The following is a 23,443-nucleotide window of genomic DNA, read 5'->3' on the forward strand; positions in this document are numbered from 1 at the left end:
TGTTATTGTTTTGGAAAATAATCTTTTAAAGTACCTTCTCTATATACATCTGCTGTACAACAATGAAGTCCTCCACCAAATGCATAGGCATCTCTTAATTCTACAGGTACTACTTCCATTCCTAATTTATCTAATTGTTCAGCTTGATAGATTTCACTTTTCTCAACACAAACTGTTTTAGGATCTAAAACTAAAACGTTCATTGATAACCATGTTGACGAATAACAAAGTGGCGGTGGTTCGTTATGTGCTGGTTGAGCACTATCAACAATTTCCCATCCATTATCTTCAAAAAGTTTTCTTTGTTCTTTTGGCAATCTTCTTTGAGGATTGTTGATAATTAAACCTTCTTTTATTGGAGTAAAGGTTGCATCAATGTGAATAGGATATGGATCTCCTGGGAAATTTACTGCGTGTACTCTATGATCTTTATAATGTCTCTTTAGCCAATCAATTCCTTTTAAATTAGTTGTAAATCCATGTTGAACAACCAAGTCTTTTCCAAATCTCAATACATCCGCTGCATCAAACAATGGCTCTTCTTCAGTAGTTACAAAATATTTTTTCTCAGTCCACTCTAATCTTTTTTGAACACCAATTTTATCCGATAGATAATCTTTTCTATAATCTGCATCTGTTAGTCTAGGTTTTGGAGCAGACTCGTGTCTCATGTTAGGGTCTTGATTGTAATAATCTTTAAGAAGTGGTCGGTAACATAAATATTCAAACCAACGACATCTATAACTCATTGTTGCTTCTAAAATTTCATTACCTACAGTTAACAAAACATCTCTTGGAGGCATGCAACCAAACATAGTTTCTGCTTCCCAATCAGGTGTTGATGTTTTTTGATTAAAATCAATTGGTGTTGGTCGATCAACTTTAATGCCTCTTTTTTGAAGAATGTTTGAAAAGTTATCTAATAATTCATTTGCTTTATCGACAGTGTCTTTAGTTCTTGGACCAAACTGTCCTCGCATATCACTATCTTCAGGAACTTTTGCATCTAATGCTGGCTCTGGTGCTGGAATACAAGTGCCATCCGCTCTTCCAACAATAACATGTTTTAACGGATCCCACTCATTCCAACTATTAACAATAGTTTTATTCTCACTCATAAAGGTTAGTTTTTTATAATATTATGCTCAGGCCCGAAAGGAAATTTTGTAATATTTTCTGCTCCATCTTTACCTATTACTAAAATATCGTGTTCTCTATATCCACCAGCACCAGGATTACCTTCTGGGATCATTATCATTGGCTCCATAGACACCACCATATTTTCCTCAAGAACAGTATCAATATCTTCTCTTAATTCTAAACCAGCTTCTCTTCCATAAAAGTGTGAAAGCATACCAAATGAATGACCATAGCCAAATGTTCGGTATTGAAGATAACCAAGTTCTGCAAACAATTCATTTAGCTCATGACAAATGTCTGAACATTTTGCACCTGGTTTAATTAATTCTAATCCACGCTCGTGTACTTTGACATTTGCTTCCCAAGCTTTAAGTGAGGCATCATCTGCATCATCCAAAAACAAAGTTCGCTCTAGTGCAGTGTAATAACCTGAAATCATTGGGAAAGTATTTAAAGATAAAATGTCTCCTTTAACTAATTTTCTATTAGTCTTTGGATTGTGAGCTCCATCAGTATTGATACCAGATTGAAACCATACCCAAGTATCCATGTACTCTGCACCTGGATAACTTTTAACAATCTCCCTTTCCATTCTATCTCTTGCTGCTATTGCTACTTCGATCTCCGTATTATCTTCTCTAATATTTTTTGCTATTTCTTCACCACCAATATCTGCAATCCTTGCACCATTTCGAATGATCTCAATTTCCTCATCAGATTTAATCATTCTAAGTTTCATTAAATCTTTTGAAACATCACTAAAAACAGAGAAAGTAAAAATAGATCCTATTTTTTCTCTCATATCTAAAGTGACATGATCATTTTCAATTCCAATATTTTTAGGAGGCTCATCTCTTCCGATAATTGATACAATTGCTCTTAAAAAATTATCTCTTTTCCAATCAGTATAAATTACGTTATCACAATGCGATCTACGCCATGGTTGGCTTGCATCAATATTGGCTGAAATTGTTGAAATTTTATCTTGAGTAATCACACATCCATATGGTCTTCCAAAAGAACAATAAATAAAACCTGTATAATACGCAACGTTATGCATGGATGTTAAAATAATCATATCTAAATTATTTTTATCCATTACCGATCTAAGTTTACTTACTCGATCGTTATACTCTTTATCTGTAAATGGTAATTTTACTTTTTTACCATTTTTAAGTTCAAAAAAATCTGGTCGTTCCATAATAATTTAATTTAATGCTATGTAGCGTTTATTCCATCTCATAATTAAACTGTAGTAGAATAAAGATACAAACAGAAAAAAACCTCCAATAATTGTATTTGTTGATGGGACTTCATTAATTCCTAAAATTGGTAACCAAACCCAAAATATTCCTCCCACGACTTCTGTTAAAGACAATAATGTTAACTCAGCAGCTGGAATAGCTTTTGAGCCAATTGAGTATAAAATTAATCCTGAACAAACTAAAAATCCATGTAGTGAAAATAAAGAGCTGTTATAACTCGTAGCAAAGAATGCTTGTCCAGTAGACAAAATCATAATTGATGCAAACACAAAACAAAAGAAACCAGCAAAAGCAACTGTTGTAAATTTAGGAGTTTCTTTTCTCCATCTTAGTGAAACTGAAAATACTGAAAAACCTATCGATGAAGTAAGTCCAAAGACAAAACCAATTAAAGATTTTTCACCAGTATTACCAATAGCCATTATCAATATACCAGCTGAAGCAATTATGATTGATATCCAAACATTAAGTGAAATTCGCTCTCTAAGAAATAAAAATGCTAAAAGTGCAGTAAAGAAAGGCATTGCAGCCAAACAAAGTAAAGTAACAGCAGCACTAGTATTGGTTATTGAATAAATAAACGTGATCATTGCAACCCCAAGACCTGAGCCACCAACTATCCCTGATAATCCTATTTTATAGTAATTTTTGTAGAAATTTTTTCCCTCTTCAAAATATAAGTAGAGATTAAGTAGAATAAAAATAGTTAAACCTCTTCCAAATATATACTGCCAAGGAACAAGATTGGGACTATCCATATATCTTACAACCAATGGTCCAAATGACCATAAAATACCCGCAAACAGTACAATTGGAACAGCAAGTTTTGGATTTCTTAACTCTAACATTTGTAGAAATCTAATTCTAAAAAGATTTTTCTACAACAAAAATACGTTTCTAAATCAAAGATTGATTAGAGTGGTTGGGGAAAAAACAATCTAAGATGTCTCCTTTTTTAAATTTTGATTTCCCTGCTGGCAACAAAGACCAAATGTTTGATTTAACAAAAGATTTTACTCTAAAAGACTCTTGCCCTTGTAAAATCTCAACTTCTATTTTTCCATTTTTAGTTGTGCTTAACTTACTTTTTGCAAACCTTGTAAAATTCTGTTTTTTAGAAAAACTATTTTTTAAAGTTGCCCTAATAGGCTGTTCTTCACTTAGCCCTAAAATGTTTTCCATAAAAGGGATAACGAAAAATCTAAAACAAGCAGATGATGACATTGGATTTCCTGGAAGACCAAAGATTGCTTTTTGTTTTCCTTTAATTTTGGCAAATAAAATTGGTTTTCCTGGTCGGATTGCTACACTTTTAAAATAATTGGATAATTTAAATGTCTTAACAACACTTGGAATATAGTCATATTTTCCAGCAGAAACAGCGCCTGAAGTTATCAATATATCGGTATCACTATTTACAAGTTTTTTAATTTGAGATTTATAAATATTTTGATGGTTGTCTCTAAGTATGCCACCATTTTTAAAATTGAATAAAAAATTTTCTTTTAGATTTTTTATATAATGACTATTAGAGTTTCTAACTTTCCAGTTTGGGATTTCGTCTTGGTCAGTAATTTCATTTCCTGTTGAAAAAAACAAAATATTAATTTTCTTTTTAACTTTAATCTTTTTTATCCCCAAAGTTTTAAAAGCTAAAATATGATTTGGTTGAATAATTGTATTTTTTTTGACAATCATCTCACCTTTTTTAAAGTCTGAACCTGCAAATCTCACATGATTAAATTTTTTAATTTTTTGATTAACTAAAATGTATTTTTTATTATTTTTATTTGGATAAAAAATAATTTGTTCTATTGGGATAATTGTATCAAAACCTTTTGGAATTATACCACCTGTCATTATTTCAACAGCATCATATTTTTTAATTTTTTTATTTAATGATTTTGTTCCTGCTGCAATAGATCCAATTATTTTAAATTGTTTTGGTGAATTTTTCTTAATTCCATCAGTATCTTTTGATTTAACTGCAAATCCGTCAAATGCAGCGTTATCTCCTGCTGGATAATTAATCTTTGAATAAATGTTATCTGAAATCACTCTGTTAAGAGAGTTTTCACTCAATATAGTTTCATCTTTAATTTTAATTTTTGCTTTTTTTAAAATTTTTCTAGATTGATCGTAACTAATCATTTTTTTAATAATTCTTTAGCTTGTTCTAAATCTTCTTTTGTATTGATATTAAAGAAAGGATCTTGATTTGGAAACTCCATATTAATTGTTTTAACTCCAATACTATTAGCCCACAATTCAACTTTTCGAGCTCCTTTTTCTAGATCATTTTCTAATTGATCTAATAAATTCATCGACCATAAGCCAAAAATGTTATGTCTAGTATTTTTTGATTTTATAAAAAATAAACTACTTTCTTTTTCATCAATTTGATTAATGAATTGCTCTAAAATTTCTTTTTTAAAAAAAGGAGTATCTGCTGGAAAAGTTGCTATCCATTGATAGTTTTTATTATGATCTTTGACCCATTTCATTGCTGACAGAACTCCGCCTAGAGGACCAAGATCCTTTTTAATATCTCCAGTTAGTGAAATTTTATCTGAATTAGTAAATTTAATTGAATTATTTGATACTATTAATACTTCCTTAAATTCATTAATTATTTCTGCCAAGATGTAATCAATTAATATTTTATCAGCTAGCAATATCTGAGATTTGTCTTCACCAAACCTTTGTGACTTACCGCCTGCTAGCACTGTTCCTAAAATATTGTTATGTTCCATGAATAAAATATAAAACATTCAAAGTTGAATTAAAGAAATTAAATGGATTTAAGAATTTTAGAAATCGCGTCTCACACAGAAAATAATAAAGTTTTAGAAAACTTTACTCACAAATCAAAAAATAAAAATCCAATTTGTGGAGATGAGATGGAAATAAGCTTAATTGTCAAAGATGACGTTGTAAAAGATATGGGTTATCAGTGTAAATCTTGTATTTATTGCCAAGCATCAGTCAGCTTATTATCTAGAAAAATTAAGGATAAAAACTTAAGGGAAATAAAAGATTTTGTTACAGCTGGTGAAAAGTTGTTTGAAGATGTTAGAGTAAGTCTAGAAAAACACTGGAAAGATTTTAAAGAAATTTTAGATAAAAAAAATCTTTCAAGGAAAGAATGTTTGCTTTTACCTTTAAGAACAATTGTTAAAGCATTAAAAATTTAAATGATCAAAATCACAAAACCATTATTACAAAAAGCATTGATTGCAGGTTTTTTTTCAACAATCACTATAGGAGTGCTTACAGTATTAACTTATAAAAGTACCCTTGGATATTTTATTGCAGCATCATTTGGCTCATCCATGGTTTTATTGTTTGGATTTCCTGAAAGTCCTTTTGCTCAACCAAAAAATGTTTTCTTTGGACATTTGTTAACTGCTTTAGTGGGGGTATTATTTGTTAATTTTATTCCACTTCCAATTTATATGAGTATTGCATTTGCAGTAGGTATTGGAGTGTTCTTAATGATTTTATTAAATGTTGTTCATCCTCCTGCAGGAGGAAATCCAATAATTGTTATTATTGGAAGTGCTTCTTATGATTATTTAATTAATCCAATTATATTTGGATGTATCATAATTTTGTTACTCGCAATCATAATCAATAAATATTTATTGCAAAAAAATTATCCTTTAAAATAATTATGAATTCAAAATATAAAGTTTTAAAGTATTCATCTAATAATTTTAAAGATGTTGATGATTTAGTTTCAATTGAAGAACCATTAGAGATTTCTTTAAAGTACAAAGAAAAAGATAATTGGGTTGAGCAACCTTTATCTATTACGATGAGAACTCCTGGTAATGATGAAGATCTTGTAAGAGGATTTTTATTTAATGAACAAATTGTAAAAAGTTTAAATGATATCGATAGCATTGAAAGTTATGGAGACAAAGTTGGTCAATATAAAATTCAAAATAAAATACTAGCAACACTTAATAATTCAGAAAATGTTAATATATCAAAAATTAAAAGAGATTTTTTAACAAACTCCTCTTGTGGTGTTTGTGGGAAATCTTCATTGGATGCACTAGAGATAATTAAAACTACAAAGACAAATGCCTCCGAACCTAAAATTTCAAAAGATGTAATTATTCAATCACCTGATATTTTAAGAGAAGGTCAGTCTGAATTCAGCAAAACTGGTGGTATCCATGCAAGTGGTCTATTTAACAGTGATGGAAAATTGATAGCTCTAAGAGAAGATGTTGGAAGACACAACGCTTTAGACAAACTTATCGGCTGTGCTTTGGAGAAAAACCAATTTGATCCAAAAGACCAATTTATTACGTGTTCTGGGAGACTTAATTTTGAGCTAGTTCAGAAGGTTTTAATGACAGATATTGGGATTATGATCGGGGTTGGTGCGCCAACAAGTCTTGCTATCGATTTAGCTAATAAGTTTGACATTACCCTCATAGGTTTCGTAAAGAGGGACAGTTTTAATATTTACACAAATAACAAAAAAGTTAAGGTGGAATAATAAAAAAAGGGAAATTGTGTCAAAAAATATAAGTAATTTATCTGGAAGAATAGGCTTAAAAGACAACCTATTTAAGCAAATTTCAGAGAACACATTAAGTGAAAACCCTCAAGATATTAAAGAAATTGCAAAAAAACATAACCTTGGAGTTTCAACACTTCACGGTGCTGAATCTTTTTATGAATTTTTAAGACCTTCACATAGAGAAAAAAAAGCTTTCGTTTGTAATGGTAGTGCATGCAAGTGTGCAGGTACTCAAGACAAACTAAAAGATAAATTAAAAGAAAAATTAGGTGATGACAAAGTTGGAGAGATGTTTTGTCTAGGTCATTGTTATGAAAATCATGCATTTCACTATGATGGTGAAAATTATGCTGGTAAAGATATTGAAAAAATAGATCAAATTTTAAAAGGTGAAGAAATTAAACAAGAAAAGTTTTTCTCTAAGAGTTATGCAACAACAAGTTTTTTAATGGATGACAAGTTATCATCAACAGATCAATTTAAAGAACAACTAAGTAAATTTTTAAAAACAGATAAAAAAGAAATAGTAAAATCATTATTAGATTCAAACCTTACAGGAAGAGGTGGTGCAGGTTTTCCAACAGGAATGAAATGGGATTTCTGTAGTAAAGCAAAAGGTGATAAGAAATATGTTATCTGTAATGCAGATGAAGGTGACTCAGGTGCTTTTTCAGACAGATACCTGTTAGAAGATCAACCATTAAAAGTTATTTTTGGAATGGTGCTTTGTGGATTTGTAATTGGAAGTGATGAAGGAGTTTTATACATCAGAGGTGAGTATCCAAAATCGATCGAAGCAATCAATGGGTGTATTAATGAACTTAAAAAATTAAATTTATTAGGCGAAAATATTTTAGGAACAGATTTTTCTTTTGATCTTGGAATTTGTATTGGTCAAGGAGCATATATTTGTGGAGAAGAAACAGCTTTGATAGCTTCTATTGAAGGAAGAAGAGCTGAAGTAGATGTAAGACCTCCCTTCCCTGTAACAGAAGGGTTATATAAAAAACCAACTGTAGTTAACAATGTTGAAACTTTAGCAGCTGCAACTGGAATTTTATTAAATGGATCAGACAAATTTTCTTCAGTTGGAAATAAAAAGTCAGCTGGAACAAAATTAGTTTGCTTAGATAGTTTCTTTAATAATCCTGGTGTTTATGAAATTGATATGGGAACACCAATGAAAAAAATATTTAATGAAATTGGTGGTGGATATAAAGAACCTGTCAAAGCTTTTCAAATAGGAGGTCCTTTAGGTGGAGTTGTTCCTTTGAGTGAAATAGAAAATTTAAATTTAGATTTTCAAGAGTTTACTGCAAAAGGTTTTATGTTAGGTCACGCAAGTGTAGTTAGTATCCCAAAAGATTTTCCAATGGCTGAATACATTCATCATTTATTTGAATTTTCTGCAGAAGAATCTTGTGGAAAATGTTTTCCTGGAAGACTTGGATCTTACAGAGGAAAAGAAATGTTTGATCAAGCTAAGAAGAAAACAGCTAAAATTCCTTTAAAATTACTAGAAGAATTGTTGGTTACTATGCAAAAAGGCTGCTTATGTGCTCTATGTGGAGCGATCCCAACTCCTATTCAAAACATCCTAAAATACTTTGGCGATGAAATGAAAAATGATATGGTGAAAGATAATTAATGAGCTCAGAGAAAAGAAAAATTGCTTATATTGATGGAAAACCTTACGAAATAGGTCCTAATCATACATCTATTTTAAAATTCGTTAAAAGCTATGTTGGTGAAAAAAAGGTGCCAACTTTATGTGATGACCCTAACTTAGCGCCATATGGAGCTTGTAGAGTTTGTTCAGTTGAAGTTGCGTTAGAAAAAGACGGACCAACTAGAGTAGTTGCGTCTTGTCATACACCAGTTGCTGAAAACCAGCACATATTTACTTCAAACGAAGCATTAACAAGTCTTAGAAAAAATATTGTTGAGTTAGTTTTAACTGACCACCCTATGGAATGTGATACTTGTGAAGTAAACAATAACTGTGAACTTCAAACGGTTGCAAATGATTTAGGTGTTGCTGATCATAGATACAATAGTCCTAAGCAACATAAAGGAATTCCAAGAGATACTTCTCATGATTATATGAGAATGAATTTAGATAACTGTATTAACTGTGGAAGATGTGTCAGAGCATGTGATGAAATTCAAGGATCATTTGTTTTAACAATGAGTGGTAGAGGGTTTGAGTCTAGAATTACAACAGACAACGATATGATGTTCGGAGATAGTTCTTGTGTGTCATGTGGAGCTTGTGCTCATACGTGTCCAACGGATGCAATTTCAGATGTATTCCAATCTAAATCTGCAGCTGTAGACAAAAAAGTTAGAACAACTTGCTCGTACTGTGGTGTTGGTTGTAACTTAGAAGCATCTATTAAAGATGACAAGGTGGTTGCAATAGATACTCCTAAACAAACGGAAGTAAACGCTGGTCATACTTGTATTAAAGGAAGATACGCATTTAGTTTTTATGAACACCCTGACAGGTTAAAAACTCCATTGATAAAAAGAAATGGAAAGTTTGAAGAAGCAAGTTGGGATGAAGCGTATGACTTTATCAAAAAAGAAATGAATAGAATTACAAAAGAAAACGGACCAGATGCTTTTGCTGGAATTTCTTCTGCAAGATGTACAAACGAAGAAAACTATGTTTTCCAAAAAATGATTAGAGCGGCTGTTGGAACTAACAGTGTAGATTGTTGTGCAAGAATTTGTCATTCACCTACAGCTTGGGGTATGCAGCAAACATTTGGAACAGGTGCTGCAACTAACTCAACAGAAGATATTTATCATGCAGATTTATTTTTAGTTATTGGTGCAAACCCAACTAATGCTCACCCAGTAACAGGAGCAAAAATTAAACAGCAAGTGATGAAAGGTAAAAAATTAATTGTCCTTGATCCAGTAACAACTGAATTGGCTAAACTTGCAGATTATCATATCAAACTTAGACCAGGAACTAACGTTGCGGTTCTAAATATGATGTTACACTTTATTATTAAATCTAAACTTTATAATGCTGACTTTGTAAGAGATCGAACAGAAGGTTTTGACAACTTCTTGAAAGAAATTGAAAGACAAGATGTTGATCAGTTAGCAAAAGTTGCAGGTGTAGATAAACAATTAGTTAAAGAAGCTGCAATTGCTTATGCTACAGCAAGAAATTCAATGGAGTTTCATGGATTAGGAGTTACTGAACACGAACAAGGTTCTAAAACTGTGATGTTGATTGCTGATTTAGCAATGATTACAGGAAATATTGGAAGAAAAGGTGTTGGTGTAAATCCACTTAGAGGCCAAAATAATGTACAAGGTGCTGCGGATATGGGTTGTCAGCCTCACCAAGGTGCAGGTTATTTTGAGGTAGCAGATGAAAACAATCAAAAATTTTATACTGAAAAATATGGTGTAACTCACCCTACTAAACCAGGTTTAAAAATTCCTCAAATGTTTGAGGCCGCAATCAGTAAAGAACTAAAAGGTTTATGGATTATTGGTGAAGATATAGTTCAAACAGATCCAAATAGTGCTCATGTTATTGAGGCAATGAACTCATTAGAGCTATTGGTGGTTCAAGAAATATTTATGAGTGAAACTGCAAAACTTGCAACTGTAGTTTTACCTGGAACTACTTTCCTAGAAAAAGATGGAACTTTTACAAATACTGAAAGAAGAATTCAAAGAGTTAACAGAGCAGTTCCTCCATTACCAGGTACAAAACCAGATGGACTAATTGTAACTGAGATGATGCAAAAATTAGGTTTTGATCAACCATCTTATGATGCAGATCAAGTATTAGCAGAGATTGCTGATGTAGTACCATTCTTTAAAGGTGTTACTAGAGAGAGACTTGGTAAATTAGGATTACAATGGCCTGTAAAAGAAGATGGAACAGATACACAAATTCTACACACAGAAACATTTAAACTTGGAAAAGGAAGATTGAAAAACTTTGATTGGAAAGAATCTAGTGAGATAGAAGCTAATCAAAAAGATTATCCATTAATTTTAACTACAAGTAGAGTTTTACAACACTACAATGCAGCAACAATGACAAGAAGAACAAAAAACATAAACATTGTTGATGAGGATGTATTACTAATTCATCCAAAAGATGCAGCTCATAGAGATTTAAATACAGGTGATATTGGAAGATTATATTCTGGACGAGGAGAAGTTGCTTTAAAAGTTGAAGTAACAGATAAAGTGAAGGAAGGAATTGTATTTACAACATTCCACTTCCCAGAACATATGGTCAATATGGTTACTGGTCATGGAAAAGATGAAGAAACAATGTGTGCAGAATACAAAGTTTCATCAGTTGAGGTTCAAAAAATTTCTAATCAATTTAAAACAGAAGTTAAGCCAAAAGAACATCAAGCTGAAGTTAGTTAATTAAAATGACCATTGGTTGGCATTTTGATAATTCATATTCAAAACTATCAAAAACATTTAAAGAAGACATCAAGCCTACTCCAGTTCATGAGCCTGAGCTTGTTATTTTAAATGAAGAACTTGCTAAAAATTTAAATTTAAACTTTTCAGGAATAGATAAAAAAAAATTAGCTGAAATATTTTCAGGAAATAGTTTGCCTGATGGAACTAATACAATTGCACAAGCATATGCTGGTCATCAGTTTGGTCATTTCACGATGCTTGGTGATGGAAGAGCGGTTCTACTAGGAGAACATATAGATAATAAAAATCAACGTTTCGATATACAATTTAAAGGTTCAGGGAGAACTTCTTTTTCTAGAGGTGGTGATGGAAGGGCTGCTTTAGGTCCAATGCTGAGAGAATACATAATTAGTGAAGCAATTAACGCTTTAAATATTCCAACAACTAGAAGTCTTGCTGTTGTTAAAACTGGAGAAAAAGTTGTTAGAGAAAATTTGTTAAATGGAGCAATTTTAACAAGAGTTGCATCCAGTCATATTCGAGTTGGCACTTTTCAATATATTGCAGCAACTCAAAATCTAGAAGATCTTAATACATTAGTTGATTACACAATTGATAGACACTATCCAGAAATTAAATCCTCTAAAAACAAAGCTTTAGATTTATTAAGTCTTGTAATGGAAAGACAATGTCAGTTAGTGATTAATTGGATGAGAGTTGGATTTATTCATGGAGTGATGAACACTGATAATATGGCTATTTCTGGCGAAACAATTGATTATGGTCCATGTGCATTCATGGATCAGTATGATCCAAAAACTGTTTTTAGCTCTATAGATAAATTTGGAAGGTATGCTTTTTCAAATCAACCACCAATTACAAAATGGAATTTAGCGAGGTTTGCAGAATGCTTGATACCACTTATTAATAAAGATGAAGATACAGCAATTAAAATTGCAACAGAGTTAATCGATAATTTTCAAAATATTTATGAAGAAAAATGGTTAAATATGATGAGAGATAAACTTGGTTTATTTGGTGAAGATAAAAATGATCTAACATTAATTAATAAACTTTTAGATTGGATGAAAAATAATGATGCAGATTATACAAATACCTTCTGTCATTTAATGGGTGTTGAGTTTGATGATGAAGTTTACAAAAATGATGATTTTGAAAGTTGGACTAATGAATGGGAAAAAAGATTAAAACTAAATAATTCATCAGACAAACATTTAGAACTGATGAAAAAAACTAATCCTATAGTTATACCAAGAAATCAAAAAGTAGAAGAAGCTCTAGCTGATGCAGACAAAGGAAATCTGGAAACAATGAATAAACTTTTAAAAGTTTTAAATAATCCTTATTCTGATCAAGAAAATATTATTGAATTTCAAAAGCCTACACCGATAGGTAATGAAAAATATCAAACTTTTTGTGGAACTTAATTATAAAACGTAAGGTTCTCTTCTTGCAGTTTTGCCCAACACTCTTTCAACAGCAAAATCACTTATATCAATTGTTTGGTATGAACCAGTTGTGATCAATTCAGTTAATGCTCTTCCAATACCTGGAGCTTGCATTAATCCTCTTCCAGTAAAACCAGTAGCCATATAAACATTATCGTACTTAGGATGTTTCCCAACAACAGCATTATTATCTAATCTGTTACAATCGTAGTAACCTGCCCAGCCTCCAGTTAATTTTAATTCTTCAAAAGCTGGTATTCTTTTTGCTAGTGCTGGCCAAACTAATTCTTCAAAATCATTCCATGCTGGCTCTAAATCGTTTGCACCAAATACTGACAATGGTGATCCTGCTAAATACTCTCCACCCTCAGGTCTCCAATAAACACCCGTAGTTAAATCACCAGTTAGAGGCATTTCTTTTATATATGTTGGACATTTTACTCTGAACACCGTGTGTTTTTGAGGTTCGACAGGAATGTCTTCTAATAATTCTTTAGTCCAACAACCAGCTGCAGAAACAATTGTTTTAGCATTTATCTCTGAAAGACTTTTAATCTCTCCTTTTATAAATTCTGCTCCAAGTTCTATTGCCTTGCTTTTAAGTGCACTATGAAACATGAAAGGATCAATCCAACCTTCACTTTGATTGTCTGTGTAAGTAGCAGTCTCAACACCTTCATCATTTATATATGGAAATACTTTCGATAGCTCTGAGCCTTTAATATTTTTTGTACCTGCATCACATTCCTTATGATTTTCTAAAGCTTTATATTGTTCTTCAGCATGTTCAGGACCAAACATCAAAAGGTAGCCATTGGTTACCATACTTGCTGTTGGATTAGGATTTTTTTCAGTTTTCAATAATTCTGGTATTTGAAAAATAAATTCTCTTGCAAATTTACCAAGTAAGATATTTTCTTTTTGAAAAAATTGTCTTCTAAAACCTCCTAAAGACAATGGAAATGAAGCTGTTTTGTAAGTTGGATCTCTTTCAATGACCTTAACTTTTCTCCCTTCTTTTGAGAGAAAATAAGCTGTTGCTGCTCCAATTATGCCACCACCAACTACAACAACATCATCCATAATTAATTCAATATTATCAAACTTGTATTCAAAATTAGAGCAAAGCAACACCAAAGTAAATATGGAATCATTAAATACGAGCTCATCATTGTGACGCGTCTATATCTTATGATTAGATTGGTAATAAATGCAATTAATACAACTAATACAAATAAAGCAAAAACCATGTTGTGAAATACAAAAAAAACTATACTCCAAGTTGCATTGAAGACTAAATGAATAAAATAAATATAAACTGTATTCATCTCTTTATTTTTAGAATGCCAATACATCCAAATAGAAATTGTCATCAATAAATATAATATTGTCCATACTGGACCAAACACCCAGTCTGGTGGATTAAAAACAGGTTTATTTAATAGAGAATACCAAGGCTCTTTGAAAGTAACTGTAGCTAATCCTCCAATTAATGAAGCTGAAAATGTAATGATAAGAAATAATATAAATGTTACAATTTTATTTTTTAACATAATGTTTATACATAACAAAAAATGAGCAAAAAAACTATTTGGATAACTGGTGGTAGTACAGGAATTGGTAAAGCCTTAGCAATTAAATTTGCAAACAAAGGTTGGAATGTTGTGGTATCTGCGAGAAGAGTGGAGCTCTTAGATGAACTTTCAAAAAATTATGAAAATATTTCATCATTCCCTCTAGATGTTACTGACAAAGCAAAATGTATAGAAGTTTTCAATCAGATTAAAACGAAGTTTGAAAATATTGATATATGTTTTTTTTCAACTGGTACATGGAATCCAAAAAAAGAAAAAGAAATCGATGTTGAGCAAATGGAAGATGTTTTTAAAGTAAATTTCTTTGGAACAGTGAACTCGATTAAAGCAGTTGAGCAATATTATAGAGAAAGAAAAAATGGTATAATCACTATAGTTTCATCTATTGCTGGTTATAGAGGATTACCTAATTCAACTGGTTATGGACCATCGAAATCTGCACTAAATAATTTAGCAGAAAGTTTATATTTTGATTTTAAAAGGTACAATGTTCGAGTTTGTTTAGTTTCTCCTGGTTTTATTAAAACACCCATGACTGATAAAAATGATTTTAAAATGCCATTTTTGAAAACACCTGAATTTGCAGCTGATCAAATTTATGATGGCTTAATTAATAAAAATGTTTTCGAGATACATTTTCCAAAAGCGCTTACTTTAACTTTAAAGTTCTTTAGTTTTCTTCCAAGTAAAATTTATTTTAAATTAGTGGGGAAGATGACTAAGCATCAAAAGAAATAACTAATCTTTAACGAATACAACCGTTAGCTCTGCTACTTTAAATCCAAACTTAGTCATTGTAGCTCTATTGATTGCAACTCTTTCATCTTGTTTAAAAATCCAATCATCAAAAGTAATTTTTAATTCTTTTCCTTTAACTGGAACTAATAAAACATACTCAAATTTAAATGCAGGTCCGTAAGAATATCCTATTGCTTTTCCAACAACGTCCCCTGCTGTACCTTCATAATTATGTTCATCTATTTTAGTAATTGTCCACTCTCGGTCTTGAACCTCACCATCGTCCCAATTAAATTTTTCTTTTAAAATTAGTTGTTTGCCATCCCATGTTCCGTCTAAATCGGCTGAGAATTGTCTTGTAACTTTTCCTGATCGATTTTGCAAAACACCCCAAGCTTTGACGTTTCCTGTAAGGTATTCTTCAATAATTAATCTGGGTTCTTTATTTTTAAAATCTTCTGGTTTCATGGCATTATTATTTGAGCAACTTGTAATTAAGAAAGCCAGAATTATCAACGAAATTGATTTAATTATTTTCATATTATTGGTGTTATTTATTCTGCATTGAAAATTGAATCAAATCAATATTTTTAGATTTAAATCCAGCTTCACAATAAGATAGGTAAAATTCCCACATTCTTTTAAAGGTCAGATCAAAACCTTGATTTTTAATTTGATCCCATTTTCTCAAAAACTCTTCCCTCCAAATAGCTAACGTTTCTGCATAATGATCTGCATATGAAATATATGAGTTTATTGTTAAGCCATTGTCTGAAACATATCTATTAATGCTATTTTTGTTAGGAAGAAATCCTCCTGGGAAAATGTATTTTTGAATAAAATCCTGTTTATTTTTGTATCTATCAAACAAACTATCATCAATGGTTATTGCTTGAATTGCAGCCTTTCCGCCATTTGATAAATTATCCTTAATTGTTTTAAAGTAACTCTCTAAATAATTTTGCCCAACTGCTTCAATCATTTCAATTGAAGCGATCGAATTATATTTTCCTTGAAGATCACGATAATCTTTAATCTCAATATTTACTTTTTCATTTAGACCACACTTATGAATTCTTTCTTTTGCGTATTCGAATTGTTTTTTAGAAATAGTAATACAGTCTAGTTTCACATCGTATTTCTTTCCTAAATATTCTGCAAAGCCACCCCAACCACAACCAATTTCTAAAACTTTATCACCAGAACTAGGTTTGATTAAATCAATTAATTTTTGGTATTTATTATTTTGTGCAACGCTTAGATTTTTTGAACTATCATCAAAGATTGCGCTTGAATAAGTTAAAGTATCATCTAACCATAATGAAAAGAAATCATTTCCAAGATCATAATGTTTTGCAATATTTTCCTTACTTCGACTTTTTGTGTTTTTGATTATTTTATTTTTTATGAAATTGATTACAGGTAGATCAAGCAAACCTGAGAATTTATATATCACTTGAATATTTCTAGCTGTTAACTCAATTAGATCTGAAAGATTATCAGTTTCAAATTCACCTCTCATATAACTTTCAGCAAAACCAATGCTTCCACCTCTAATTAAATTATAATTAAAATTTGGATTTTTTATCTTAATATTTGCCCTTAAAGATTGATCGGGGTTACCAAACTTTAATATCTCACCTTCATAGGTAGTTATTTCAAGGTATCCATTTTTAATTTTACTTAAAAATTTAAAAACCAATTTATCTGCAGCTCTATTTAATAACATTAATTTTCAACCGTTAAATTGTTTCTTATTTTTATTTTTTTTTTAATAATCTTAATTCCTTTCATCCATAATTTAAAGGCCTCAAAATGGATTGCTGATATTATTTTAATGGTCATTAGAGGATGTTTTAAATAAGACTTTAATAATTGGCTGCTATTTAAGTTTGTTCTTTTTCCATCTTGAGATGCAAATAAAATTTTTCCCTCTTGATCGTATTGATCAATGATTACAGAAAGTTTTTCATCAGGATTAAGAATTCTAAAGAAATACTTACAATTCATTTCTATAAAAGGTGAAACATGAAATTTTTTAGAACAATTATTCTGAATTAATTTATTTTCACTATCTACTCTAAAAACATAAGTATGTTGCTCACCAAATGTATTTTTCACCTCATATAATATAGATATTAATTTGTCATTTTGGTTGTAAACAAAAAAAATACTTAGAGGATTAAACACATATCCAAAAATCCTTGGATAACAGAGAAGCTTAATTTTAATATCTACAGTCTCTATTTTATTTTGTTCTAGATTTTTCTTTACCCACTCTTCAAGAGAAGATCCGTCACGTTCACCATGATCCTTTTCATGAAAACTAATTAAATTGAACTTATTCAATGAGAAGAAGCTTATCTCTTGATCTATTTTTCTTAACTCAGATAAATCAATTAAAAGTGAGAAAACACTATACTTAAAATAGTGCTCTTTTGGTTTGAAACGTTTATGGATTACTTTTCCGTTATATATGCATGAATTAGTCATTTAGGTATTTTAGCATTTCAATCGATGATTTTATTCCATCTTCATGAAAACCGTAACCAAAATAACTCCCACAAAAAAGTAAATCTTTTTTATTTTGCAAACTAGATAGCTCTGATTGAGCATCTAATGCTTTTTGATCGTAGTAAGGATGAGTAAATTTAACTATTTTAAGTATTTTACTCTCATCAATTTCAAAATAAGGATTAAGAGTTAAAAAAATGTCCTGATCGCATTTAAGGTTTTGTAAAAGGTTTAACCAATAAGTAATAGAATTTTTTTCTAAATCTTTGTCATTGATTGATGAATTCCATGAGGACCATGCCTTTTTATTTTTTGGCATCGCTCTTTTGTCTGTATGAATATATGCAATATTTTCCTTATAACTAAAATTAGATAAAATTTTTGTCTCTTCTTCAGTAGGATTATCGATCAACTTCAAAGCTTCATCAGCGTGAGCTGCTATTACAACTTTATCGTAATCAAAAAATTCACTTTCACCACCATAATATAAATCTAACCCTTTTGATTTTCTTATAATTTTTTTAATTTTATAATTTTTAAAGTATTCACCACTTATCTTTGAAATTACTTTATTCACATAAGTTCTACTTCTATTGGTTACAGTATACCACTGAGGTCTATTTTTTAATTTAAAGAGCCCGTGATTTTGAAAAAATTTTAAAAAGAATGTTATTGGCATCTTGCTAGCTTCATAAGGTGGCATAGACCAGATTGCTGATACCATTGGGATGATATGGTAATCAATAAACGTTTTTGATAGTTTGTTATTTTCTAAATATTCACCTAAAGTTAGTTTTTGATCTCTAACATTTATTTGATCACTATTTTTATAAAATTTAATGATATCAAAAAACATTTTTAAAAAATTAGGATTAAATAAATTAGATCTATTGGAAAAAATTCCATTTAAACCTTTCCCACAATATTCAAAGTTTGTATTTTCTACTGATACAGAAAATGACATGTCACTTTTTTCAATCTGAACATCATTTTCTTTAAAAAAATTAATTAAATTTGGATAGGTTTGAAAATTAAATACAATAAAACCAATATCTACAGATACTTTCTTTTCATCAAAAATTAAATCTATTGTGTGAGAATGACCACCAAAATGATCTTCTTTTTCAAAAAGATCTACATGATGTTTTTTTGATAAATAATATGCAGCACTTAAGCCTGATATCCCAGAACCAACTACAGCAATTTTCATTAATGATTATGCCGCGTCTTCTTTAAACTCATCCATACTTGGACAAGTACAAAAAATATTCTTATCTCCATAAACATTGTCCACTCTTGCAACTGGTGGCCAAAATTTATTTGTTTTTAAGAACTTAGCAGGATAAGCAGCTTGCTCTCTTGAATATTTATGATCCCAATCATCTGATGCAAGTTCTATATCTGTATGAGGAGCGTTCTTAATAGGATTGTCTACTTTATCAAACTCTCCAGAATTGATCTTATCTATTTCAGATTTGATATTTATTAAAGTATCACAAAATCTATCAAGCTCGGATAAGCTCTCACTCTCTGTCGGCTCTATCATCATAGTTCCTGCAACTGGCCAAGACATTGTAGGTGCGTGGAAACCATAATCGATCAATCTTTTAGCAATATCTTCCTCTGTGATACCTGTCTCACTCTTAATTGATCTAATATCTATAATACATTCATGAGCAACATTTCCATTTGAACCTTTGTACAAAATTGGGAAATGATCTTTAAGTCTATGAGCTATATAATTTGCGTTTAAGATGGCGACTTGTGTAGCTAGTTTTAAACCTTCAGAACCCATCATTTTAATATACATCCAAGAAATTGATAAAATACTTGAGCTTCCCCAAGGTGCAGCTGAAACTGCTCCTATTCCTGTAGCAGGTCCACAATCTTTTACAACTGGATGATTAGGCAGGTAAACTTGCAAATGTCTTTTACATGCAATTGGTCCCATTCCTGGTCCTCCACCACCATGTGGAATGCAGAATGTTTTGTGTAAGTTTATATGACAAACATCTGGACCAAAATTTCCAGGTCTTGCTATTCCAACAAGTGCATTTAAATTTGCACCATCCATATAAACTTGACCACCATGTTTATGTATCAGTTCACAAATGTCTGTAATTTTTTCTTCAAATACACCGTGGGTAGAAGGATATGTAACCATTAATGCTCCAAGATTTTCAGAATGTGCTTCTGCTTTTATCTTCAAATCTTCAAAATCAACATTTCCTTCTTTATCACAATCAACAACTACAACTTTCATTCCAACCATTTGTGCGCTAGCAGGATTTGTTCCATGTGCTGAACTTGGAATTAAACATATATTTCTATTTTCTTCTCCTCTGTCCAAATGATATTTTCTAATTACCATTAAGCCTGCATATTCTCCTTGAGCACCTGCATTCGGTTGAAGTGAAACACCAGAAAAACCAGTAATTGATCTTAACCAATTTTTAAGATCAGTGAATAATGCTCTATAACCTTCCATCTGCTCTACTGGTACAAACGGATGAGGTTCAGCCAACTCTCTCCATGAAATAGGAATCATTTCTGCAGTAGCATTTAATTTCATAGTACATGAACCAAGTGCAATCATAGTTCTGTTAAGAGCTATATCTTTATCTTCTAATTTTTTTAAATATCTAAGCATCTCTGTTTCTGAATGATATGAATTAAAAACAGGATGTTCTAAGTATTTAGAAGTTCTCAGTAAATTTTTTGGTAAATTAGGTAAACTTACTGTTGGATCTTCTTTTTTAATAGACTCGGCTGCATTAAAAATTTTCAACAATTGATTTACTCTATAAACATTTTTCTTTTCATCAAAAGAAACAGCCAACATTTCAGAATTTACTCTTCTTATATTTACTTTTTGATCTAAAGCATTTTTATAGATTTGATCAGTTTTATCTTTTGTTACAATTGTAACTGTATCAAAGAAATGATCTGAATAAATTTCATATCCAGATTGTTTTAATTTATCTGCAAAATTTTTAGCTAATTGAGAAACTCTTTCTGCAATAGTTTTTATTCCATCTGGACCGTGGTAAATAGCATATGCAGCTGAAACAATTGCTAACAATGCTTGAGCAGTACAAATGTTACTTGTCGCTTTATCTCTTCTAATATGTTGCTCTCTTGTTTGAAGTGATAATCTGTAAGCTTTATTTCCATGTCTATCTACTGACACACCAATAATTCTTCCTGGCATAGATCTTTTAAATTCATCTTTAGTTGCAAAGAAAGCTGCATGAGGTCCACCATAACCCATTGGAATTCCAAATCTTTGAGAGCTTCCTACTGCAATATCAGCACCTAATTCTCTTGGTGTTTTAAGTAGCGCTAAAGCTAATAAATCAGAAACTAATACAGCTTTTCCACTTTTTTTATGAATTTTGCTGATAGCTTCACTTGGATCTTTGATGTCTCCTAAAGTTCCAGGATATTGAAGAATTCCACAAACTAAATCCTCTTTAAGTTGATCCAATACTTTATCTTCATTGCCAACAAGTACTTTTAATCCCATTGGCTCTGCTCTAGTTTGAATTACATCAATTGTTTGTGGATGACAATTTTCTGATACAAAAACTAAATTACTATCCTTTTTATTTAACCTGTGACTTAATCCCATAGCTTCTGCAGCTGCTGTTCCTTCATCAAGCAACGATGCATTTGCAATGTCCATGCCTGTGAAATCAACAATCATTTGTTGGAAGTTTAGAAGCATTTCCAATCTTCCTTGTGCTACTTCAGGCTGATAAGGGGTATAAGATGTGTACCAACCTGGATTTTCTAAAATATTTCTTAAAATTACATATGGAGTGTAAGTTCCATAGTAACCCATACCAATAAAATTTGAATAAATTTGATTTTTTTTTGAAATCGCTTTTAATTTTCTTAATGCTTCATATTCAGAATTAGACTCTCCTATATTTAATCCATCTTTCAATTGTATCTTTTCTGGAACTGTACTTTTTATTAAATCGTCTAATGAATTATAATTTAGCTCCTTCAGCATTTTATTTTGATCTTCTTCTGAAGGGCCAATGTGTCTTTTTAAAAAGTCTTTTTGTGAGTTATGTAACATTAGCTAGCACTCTCCTTTGCAAATTTATCGTATTCTTCTTTGTTCATTAAGCTGTCCATTTCTGAACTATCTTTTAATTTAAGTTTAAAAAACCAAGCTGATCCTTCAGGATCTTCATTAATTTTTGCAGGATCATCTACTATAGCTTGATTAGTATCTACTACTTCACCACTTACTGGGGTATAAACATCACTTGCAGCTTTAGTGGACTCAACTACTCCTGCAGTTCCGTCTTTTTCAACGCTTGAACCTTTTTCAGGTAACTCAGCAAAAACAATGTCTCCTAACATTTCTGTTGCATGTTTTGTAATTCCAATGGTAGCAACATCTCCTTCCACTGTAATCCACTCATGCTCTTTTGAAAATTTAACTTCACTCATTAGTTTACTCCTTTCACATAACTTTTTTTATAAAATGGTAACCCACAAACACTTGCAGGATGTTTTTTTCCTCTTACTTCTAGTAAAACTTTTGTATCAACTTTAGAAAACTCTTTATCAATATAGCCCATTGCTATTGGACCATTTACACTTGGTCCAAAAGTTCCACTAGTAACCTCGCCAATAAGTTTTTCTGACTCATCAAATATTTTAGTTTTTTCTCTAGCAATCAATCTTCCTTCTGGCTTAATCCCAATTCTAATTTTAGAGGTACCCTCTTGTATTTCTTTCATAATTTTATCAGAACCAATAAATCCACCATTTGAAATTCTCTCTTTAGAAATTGCCCACTTTAAGTTTGCTTCAATTGGTGTTTTTTCTGTATCAAGTTCATGTCCATATAAGCATAATCCAGCCTCTAATCTCAAGGTATCTCTTGCCCCAAGTCCTATAAGTTGTGCTCCTTTTTCCATCAAATTCTGAGTAAATCCTTCAGCTAAATCGTTGTTAATAGATACTTCAAAACCATCCTCTCCAGTATAACCAGACCTTGCAACAAAAGCTTTTTGATCTTTATAATCAAACCAGTTCCCTGTCATAAAATTAAGTTTTTCAACACCTTCTATTATGTTATTTAAAATCTCAACTGACTTTGGACCTTGAATTGCAATTAATGCTCTTTGATCATCAAGAACCATTTCATATTTACTTTTCAGTAAATCTGATAAAATTTTAAAATCATTATCTTTGCATGCTGCATTTAAAATAATTAAATATCCTTTTTCAATTTTAGTAATTATTAAATCATCATAAATTCCAGCACTATCGTTCATTAAAAAACTATATTTAGAACAGTTTTGTTTCAAATTTTTTAAATCAAGTGGAAAAATTTTTTCAAGATCAGTAGTTAAGTCATCTCCACCATGAATAAATAATTGACCCATATGAGACACATCAAAAATACCTGCATTTGATCTTGTAAATTTATGCTCCTCAACAATCCCTTTGCTGTATTGTATGGGCATTTCATATCCAGCGAATTCTACAAATTTAGCTTGGTTATCTTGATGAAGTTTGTTTAAAGATGTTTTTTTTCCCATACTAACTCTGTCGTACCCATCTGTATTTTTGCCTGAGAGTTTTACTCCTTCGGCGAGAACCCAATCTCTTTCCAGAGTTAATATAATACGGTCCTTTTACCTGAGAGTTTCCTGGGCGGTTGCTCCTTCGGTGTCACAAAGTTTGTGATCTCTCCCGTTAACAAATATTCTAATAAATACGGTTTAATGTCAAATGTTA

Annotated in this window: 21 protein-coding genes and 1 riboswitch; of the genes, 7 read left to right on the forward strand and 14 right to left on the reverse strand. The window is 31.0% G+C overall.

Annotation, left to right across the window (positions count from 1 at the left end; all coding sequences use genetic code 11):
* Positions 1 to 2 precede the first annotated feature (2 nt).
* Genes VP90_RS02890 through mobA form a run of 5 tightly spaced genes read right to left on the reverse strand, consistent with a single transcriptional unit; the run spans position 3 to position 5,176 of the window.
* On the reverse strand, positions 3 to 1,118 hold the full coding sequence (locus VP90_RS02890; RefSeq protein WP_262589586.1) for a serine/threonine protein kinase: 1,116 nt from the start codon (positions 1,116 to 1,118) through the stop codon (positions 3 to 5).
* Positions 1,119 to 1,123: 5 nt separating this feature from the next.
* Complete coding sequence (locus VP90_RS02895; RefSeq protein WP_262589587.1) at positions 1,124 to 2,341, reverse strand: aminopeptidase P family protein; 1,218 nt, start codon at positions 2,339 to 2,341, stop codon at positions 1,124 to 1,126.
* A 6-nt stretch (positions 2,342 to 2,347) separates the two neighbouring features.
* The gene (locus VP90_RS02900) at positions 2,348 to 3,253 is read right to left on the reverse strand and encodes a DMT family transporter (protein ID WP_262589588.1); all 906 of its coding nucleotides are present in this window, start codon (positions 3,251 to 3,253) and stop codon (positions 2,348 to 2,350) included.
* 49 nt (positions 3,254 to 3,302) lie between these two features.
* Entirely contained in the window at positions 3,303 to 4,556 is a 1,254-nt protein-coding gene (locus VP90_RS02905; protein ID WP_262589589.1) for a molybdopterin molybdotransferase MoeA, read from the reverse strand.
* The gene (mobA, locus tag VP90_RS02910; protein ID WP_262589590.1) at positions 4,553 to 5,176 is read right to left on the reverse strand and encodes a molybdenum cofactor guanylyltransferase; all 624 of its coding nucleotides are present in this window, start codon (positions 5,174 to 5,176) and stop codon (positions 4,553 to 4,555) included. The genes VP90_RS02905 and mobA overlap by 4 nt, the downstream gene beginning before the upstream one ends.
* Before the next feature lie 24 nt (positions 5,177 to 5,200).
* Here mobA and VP90_RS02915 point away from each other — a divergent pair, with 24 nt between their 5' ends.
* Genes VP90_RS02915 through VP90_RS02940 form a run of 6 tightly spaced genes read left to right on the forward strand, consistent with a single transcriptional unit; the run spans position 5,201 to position 12,809 of the window.
* Positions 5,201 to 5,599 carry an iron-sulfur cluster assembly scaffold protein gene (locus VP90_RS02915; protein ID WP_262589591.1) on the forward strand — a complete coding sequence of 133 codons (399 nt, stop codon included), beginning with the start codon at positions 5,201 to 5,203 and terminating at the stop codon, positions 5,597 to 5,599.
* Positions 5,600 to 6,076 (forward strand): HPP family protein, encoded by a 477-nt coding sequence (locus VP90_RS02920; RefSeq protein ID WP_262589592.1) that lies wholly within the window; start codon positions 5,600 to 5,602, stop codon positions 6,074 to 6,076.
* Between the two features lie 2 nt (positions 6,077 to 6,078).
* Positions 6,079 to 6,918 (forward strand): formate dehydrogenase accessory sulfurtransferase FdhD, encoded by an 840-nt coding sequence (fdhD, locus tag VP90_RS02925; protein WP_262589593.1) that lies wholly within the window; start codon positions 6,079 to 6,081, stop codon positions 6,916 to 6,918.
* Between the two features lie 16 nt (positions 6,919 to 6,934).
* A complete protein-coding gene (locus VP90_RS02930) occupies positions 6,935 to 8,590 on the forward strand; it encodes an NADH-ubiquinone oxidoreductase-F iron-sulfur binding region domain-containing protein (RefSeq protein ID WP_262589594.1) in 1,656 nt (551 codons plus the stop codon).
* Positions 8,590 to 11,358 (forward strand): formate dehydrogenase subunit alpha, encoded by a 2,769-nt coding sequence (fdhF, locus tag VP90_RS02935; RefSeq protein WP_262589595.1) that lies wholly within the window; start codon positions 8,590 to 8,592, stop codon positions 11,356 to 11,358. Before VP90_RS02930 ends, fdhF begins: the two co-directional genes overlap by 1 nt.
* A 5-nt stretch (positions 11,359 to 11,363) precedes the next feature.
* Positions 11,364 to 12,809 carry a protein adenylyltransferase SelO gene (locus tag VP90_RS02940; protein WP_262589597.1) on the forward strand — a complete coding sequence of 482 codons (1,446 nt, stop codon included), beginning with the start codon at positions 11,364 to 11,366 and terminating at the stop codon, positions 12,807 to 12,809.
* Here VP90_RS02940 and VP90_RS02945 read toward each other — a convergent pair whose 3' ends face one another.
* Positions 12,810 to 13,913 (reverse strand): NAD(P)/FAD-dependent oxidoreductase, encoded by a 1,104-nt coding sequence (locus VP90_RS02945; protein ID WP_262589598.1) that lies wholly within the window; start codon positions 13,911 to 13,913, stop codon positions 12,810 to 12,812.
* A 2-nt stretch (positions 13,914 to 13,915) separates the two neighbouring features.
* A complete protein-coding gene (locus VP90_RS02950) occupies positions 13,916 to 14,383 on the reverse strand; it encodes a TspO/MBR family protein (RefSeq protein ID WP_262589599.1) in 468 nt (155 codons plus the stop codon).
* A 21-nt stretch (positions 14,384 to 14,404) separates the two neighbouring features.
* On the opposite strand from VP90_RS02950, the gene VP90_RS02955 reads away from it, so the two are divergent.
* A complete protein-coding gene (locus VP90_RS02955; protein WP_262589600.1) occupies positions 14,405 to 15,163 on the forward strand; it encodes an SDR family NAD(P)-dependent oxidoreductase in 759 nt (252 codons plus the stop codon).
* Here the strand turns inward: VP90_RS02955 and VP90_RS02960 are convergent, their stop codons facing one another.
* Genes VP90_RS02960 through gcvT form a run of 7 tightly spaced genes read right to left on the reverse strand, consistent with a single transcriptional unit; the run spans position 15,164 to position 23,244 of the window.
* Positions 15,164 to 15,703: a DUF3833 domain-containing protein gene (locus VP90_RS02960; protein ID WP_262589602.1), complete on the reverse strand. Its 540-nt coding sequence runs from the start codon at positions 15,701 to 15,703 to the stop codon at positions 15,164 to 15,166. It lies immediately after the preceding gene.
* Between the two features lie 10 nt (positions 15,704 to 15,713).
* Entirely contained in the window at positions 15,714 to 16,892 is a 1,179-nt protein-coding gene (locus VP90_RS02965; RefSeq protein WP_262589603.1) for an SAM-dependent methyltransferase, read from the reverse strand.
* Positions 16,892 to 17,656, reverse strand: coding sequence for a DUF1365 domain-containing protein (locus tag VP90_RS02970; RefSeq protein ID WP_262589604.1), 765 nt, complete (start codon positions 17,654 to 17,656; stop codon positions 16,892 to 16,894). Before VP90_RS02970 ends, VP90_RS02965 begins: the two co-directional genes overlap by 1 nt.
* Positions 17,649 to 18,887 (reverse strand): NAD(P)/FAD-dependent oxidoreductase, encoded by a 1,239-nt coding sequence (locus tag VP90_RS02975; protein WP_262589605.1) that lies wholly within the window; start codon positions 18,885 to 18,887, stop codon positions 17,649 to 17,651. Before VP90_RS02975 ends, VP90_RS02970 begins: the two co-directional genes overlap by 8 nt.
* 6 nt (positions 18,888 to 18,893) lie before the next feature.
* The gene (gene gcvP / locus VP90_RS02980) at positions 18,894 to 21,764 is read right to left on the reverse strand and encodes an aminomethyl-transferring glycine dehydrogenase (protein ID WP_262589606.1); all 2,871 of its coding nucleotides are present in this window, start codon (positions 21,762 to 21,764) and stop codon (positions 18,894 to 18,896) included.
* Entirely contained in the window at positions 21,764 to 22,144 is a 381-nt protein-coding gene (gene gcvH, locus VP90_RS02985) for a glycine cleavage system protein GcvH (protein ID WP_262589607.1), read from the reverse strand. Before gcvH ends, gcvP begins: the two co-directional genes overlap by 1 nt.
* Positions 22,144 to 23,244, reverse strand: a complete 1,101-nt coding sequence (gene gcvT, locus VP90_RS02990; protein WP_262589608.1) for a glycine cleavage system aminomethyltransferase GcvT — start codon at positions 23,242 to 23,244, stop codon at positions 22,144 to 22,146. Before gcvT ends, gcvH begins: the two co-directional genes overlap by 1 nt.
* A gap of 78 nt (positions 23,245 to 23,322) precedes the next feature.
* Positions 23,323 to 23,412: riboswitch (glycine riboswitch) on the reverse strand.
* Positions 23,413 to 23,443: the final 31 nt, after the last annotated feature.

Source organism: Candidatus Pelagibacter ubique HIMB140 (genome assembly GCF_025558165.1).
In the GTDB taxonomy this organism is placed as follows: domain Bacteria; phylum Pseudomonadota; class Alphaproteobacteria; order Pelagibacterales; family Pelagibacteraceae; genus Pelagibacter; species Pelagibacter ubique_T.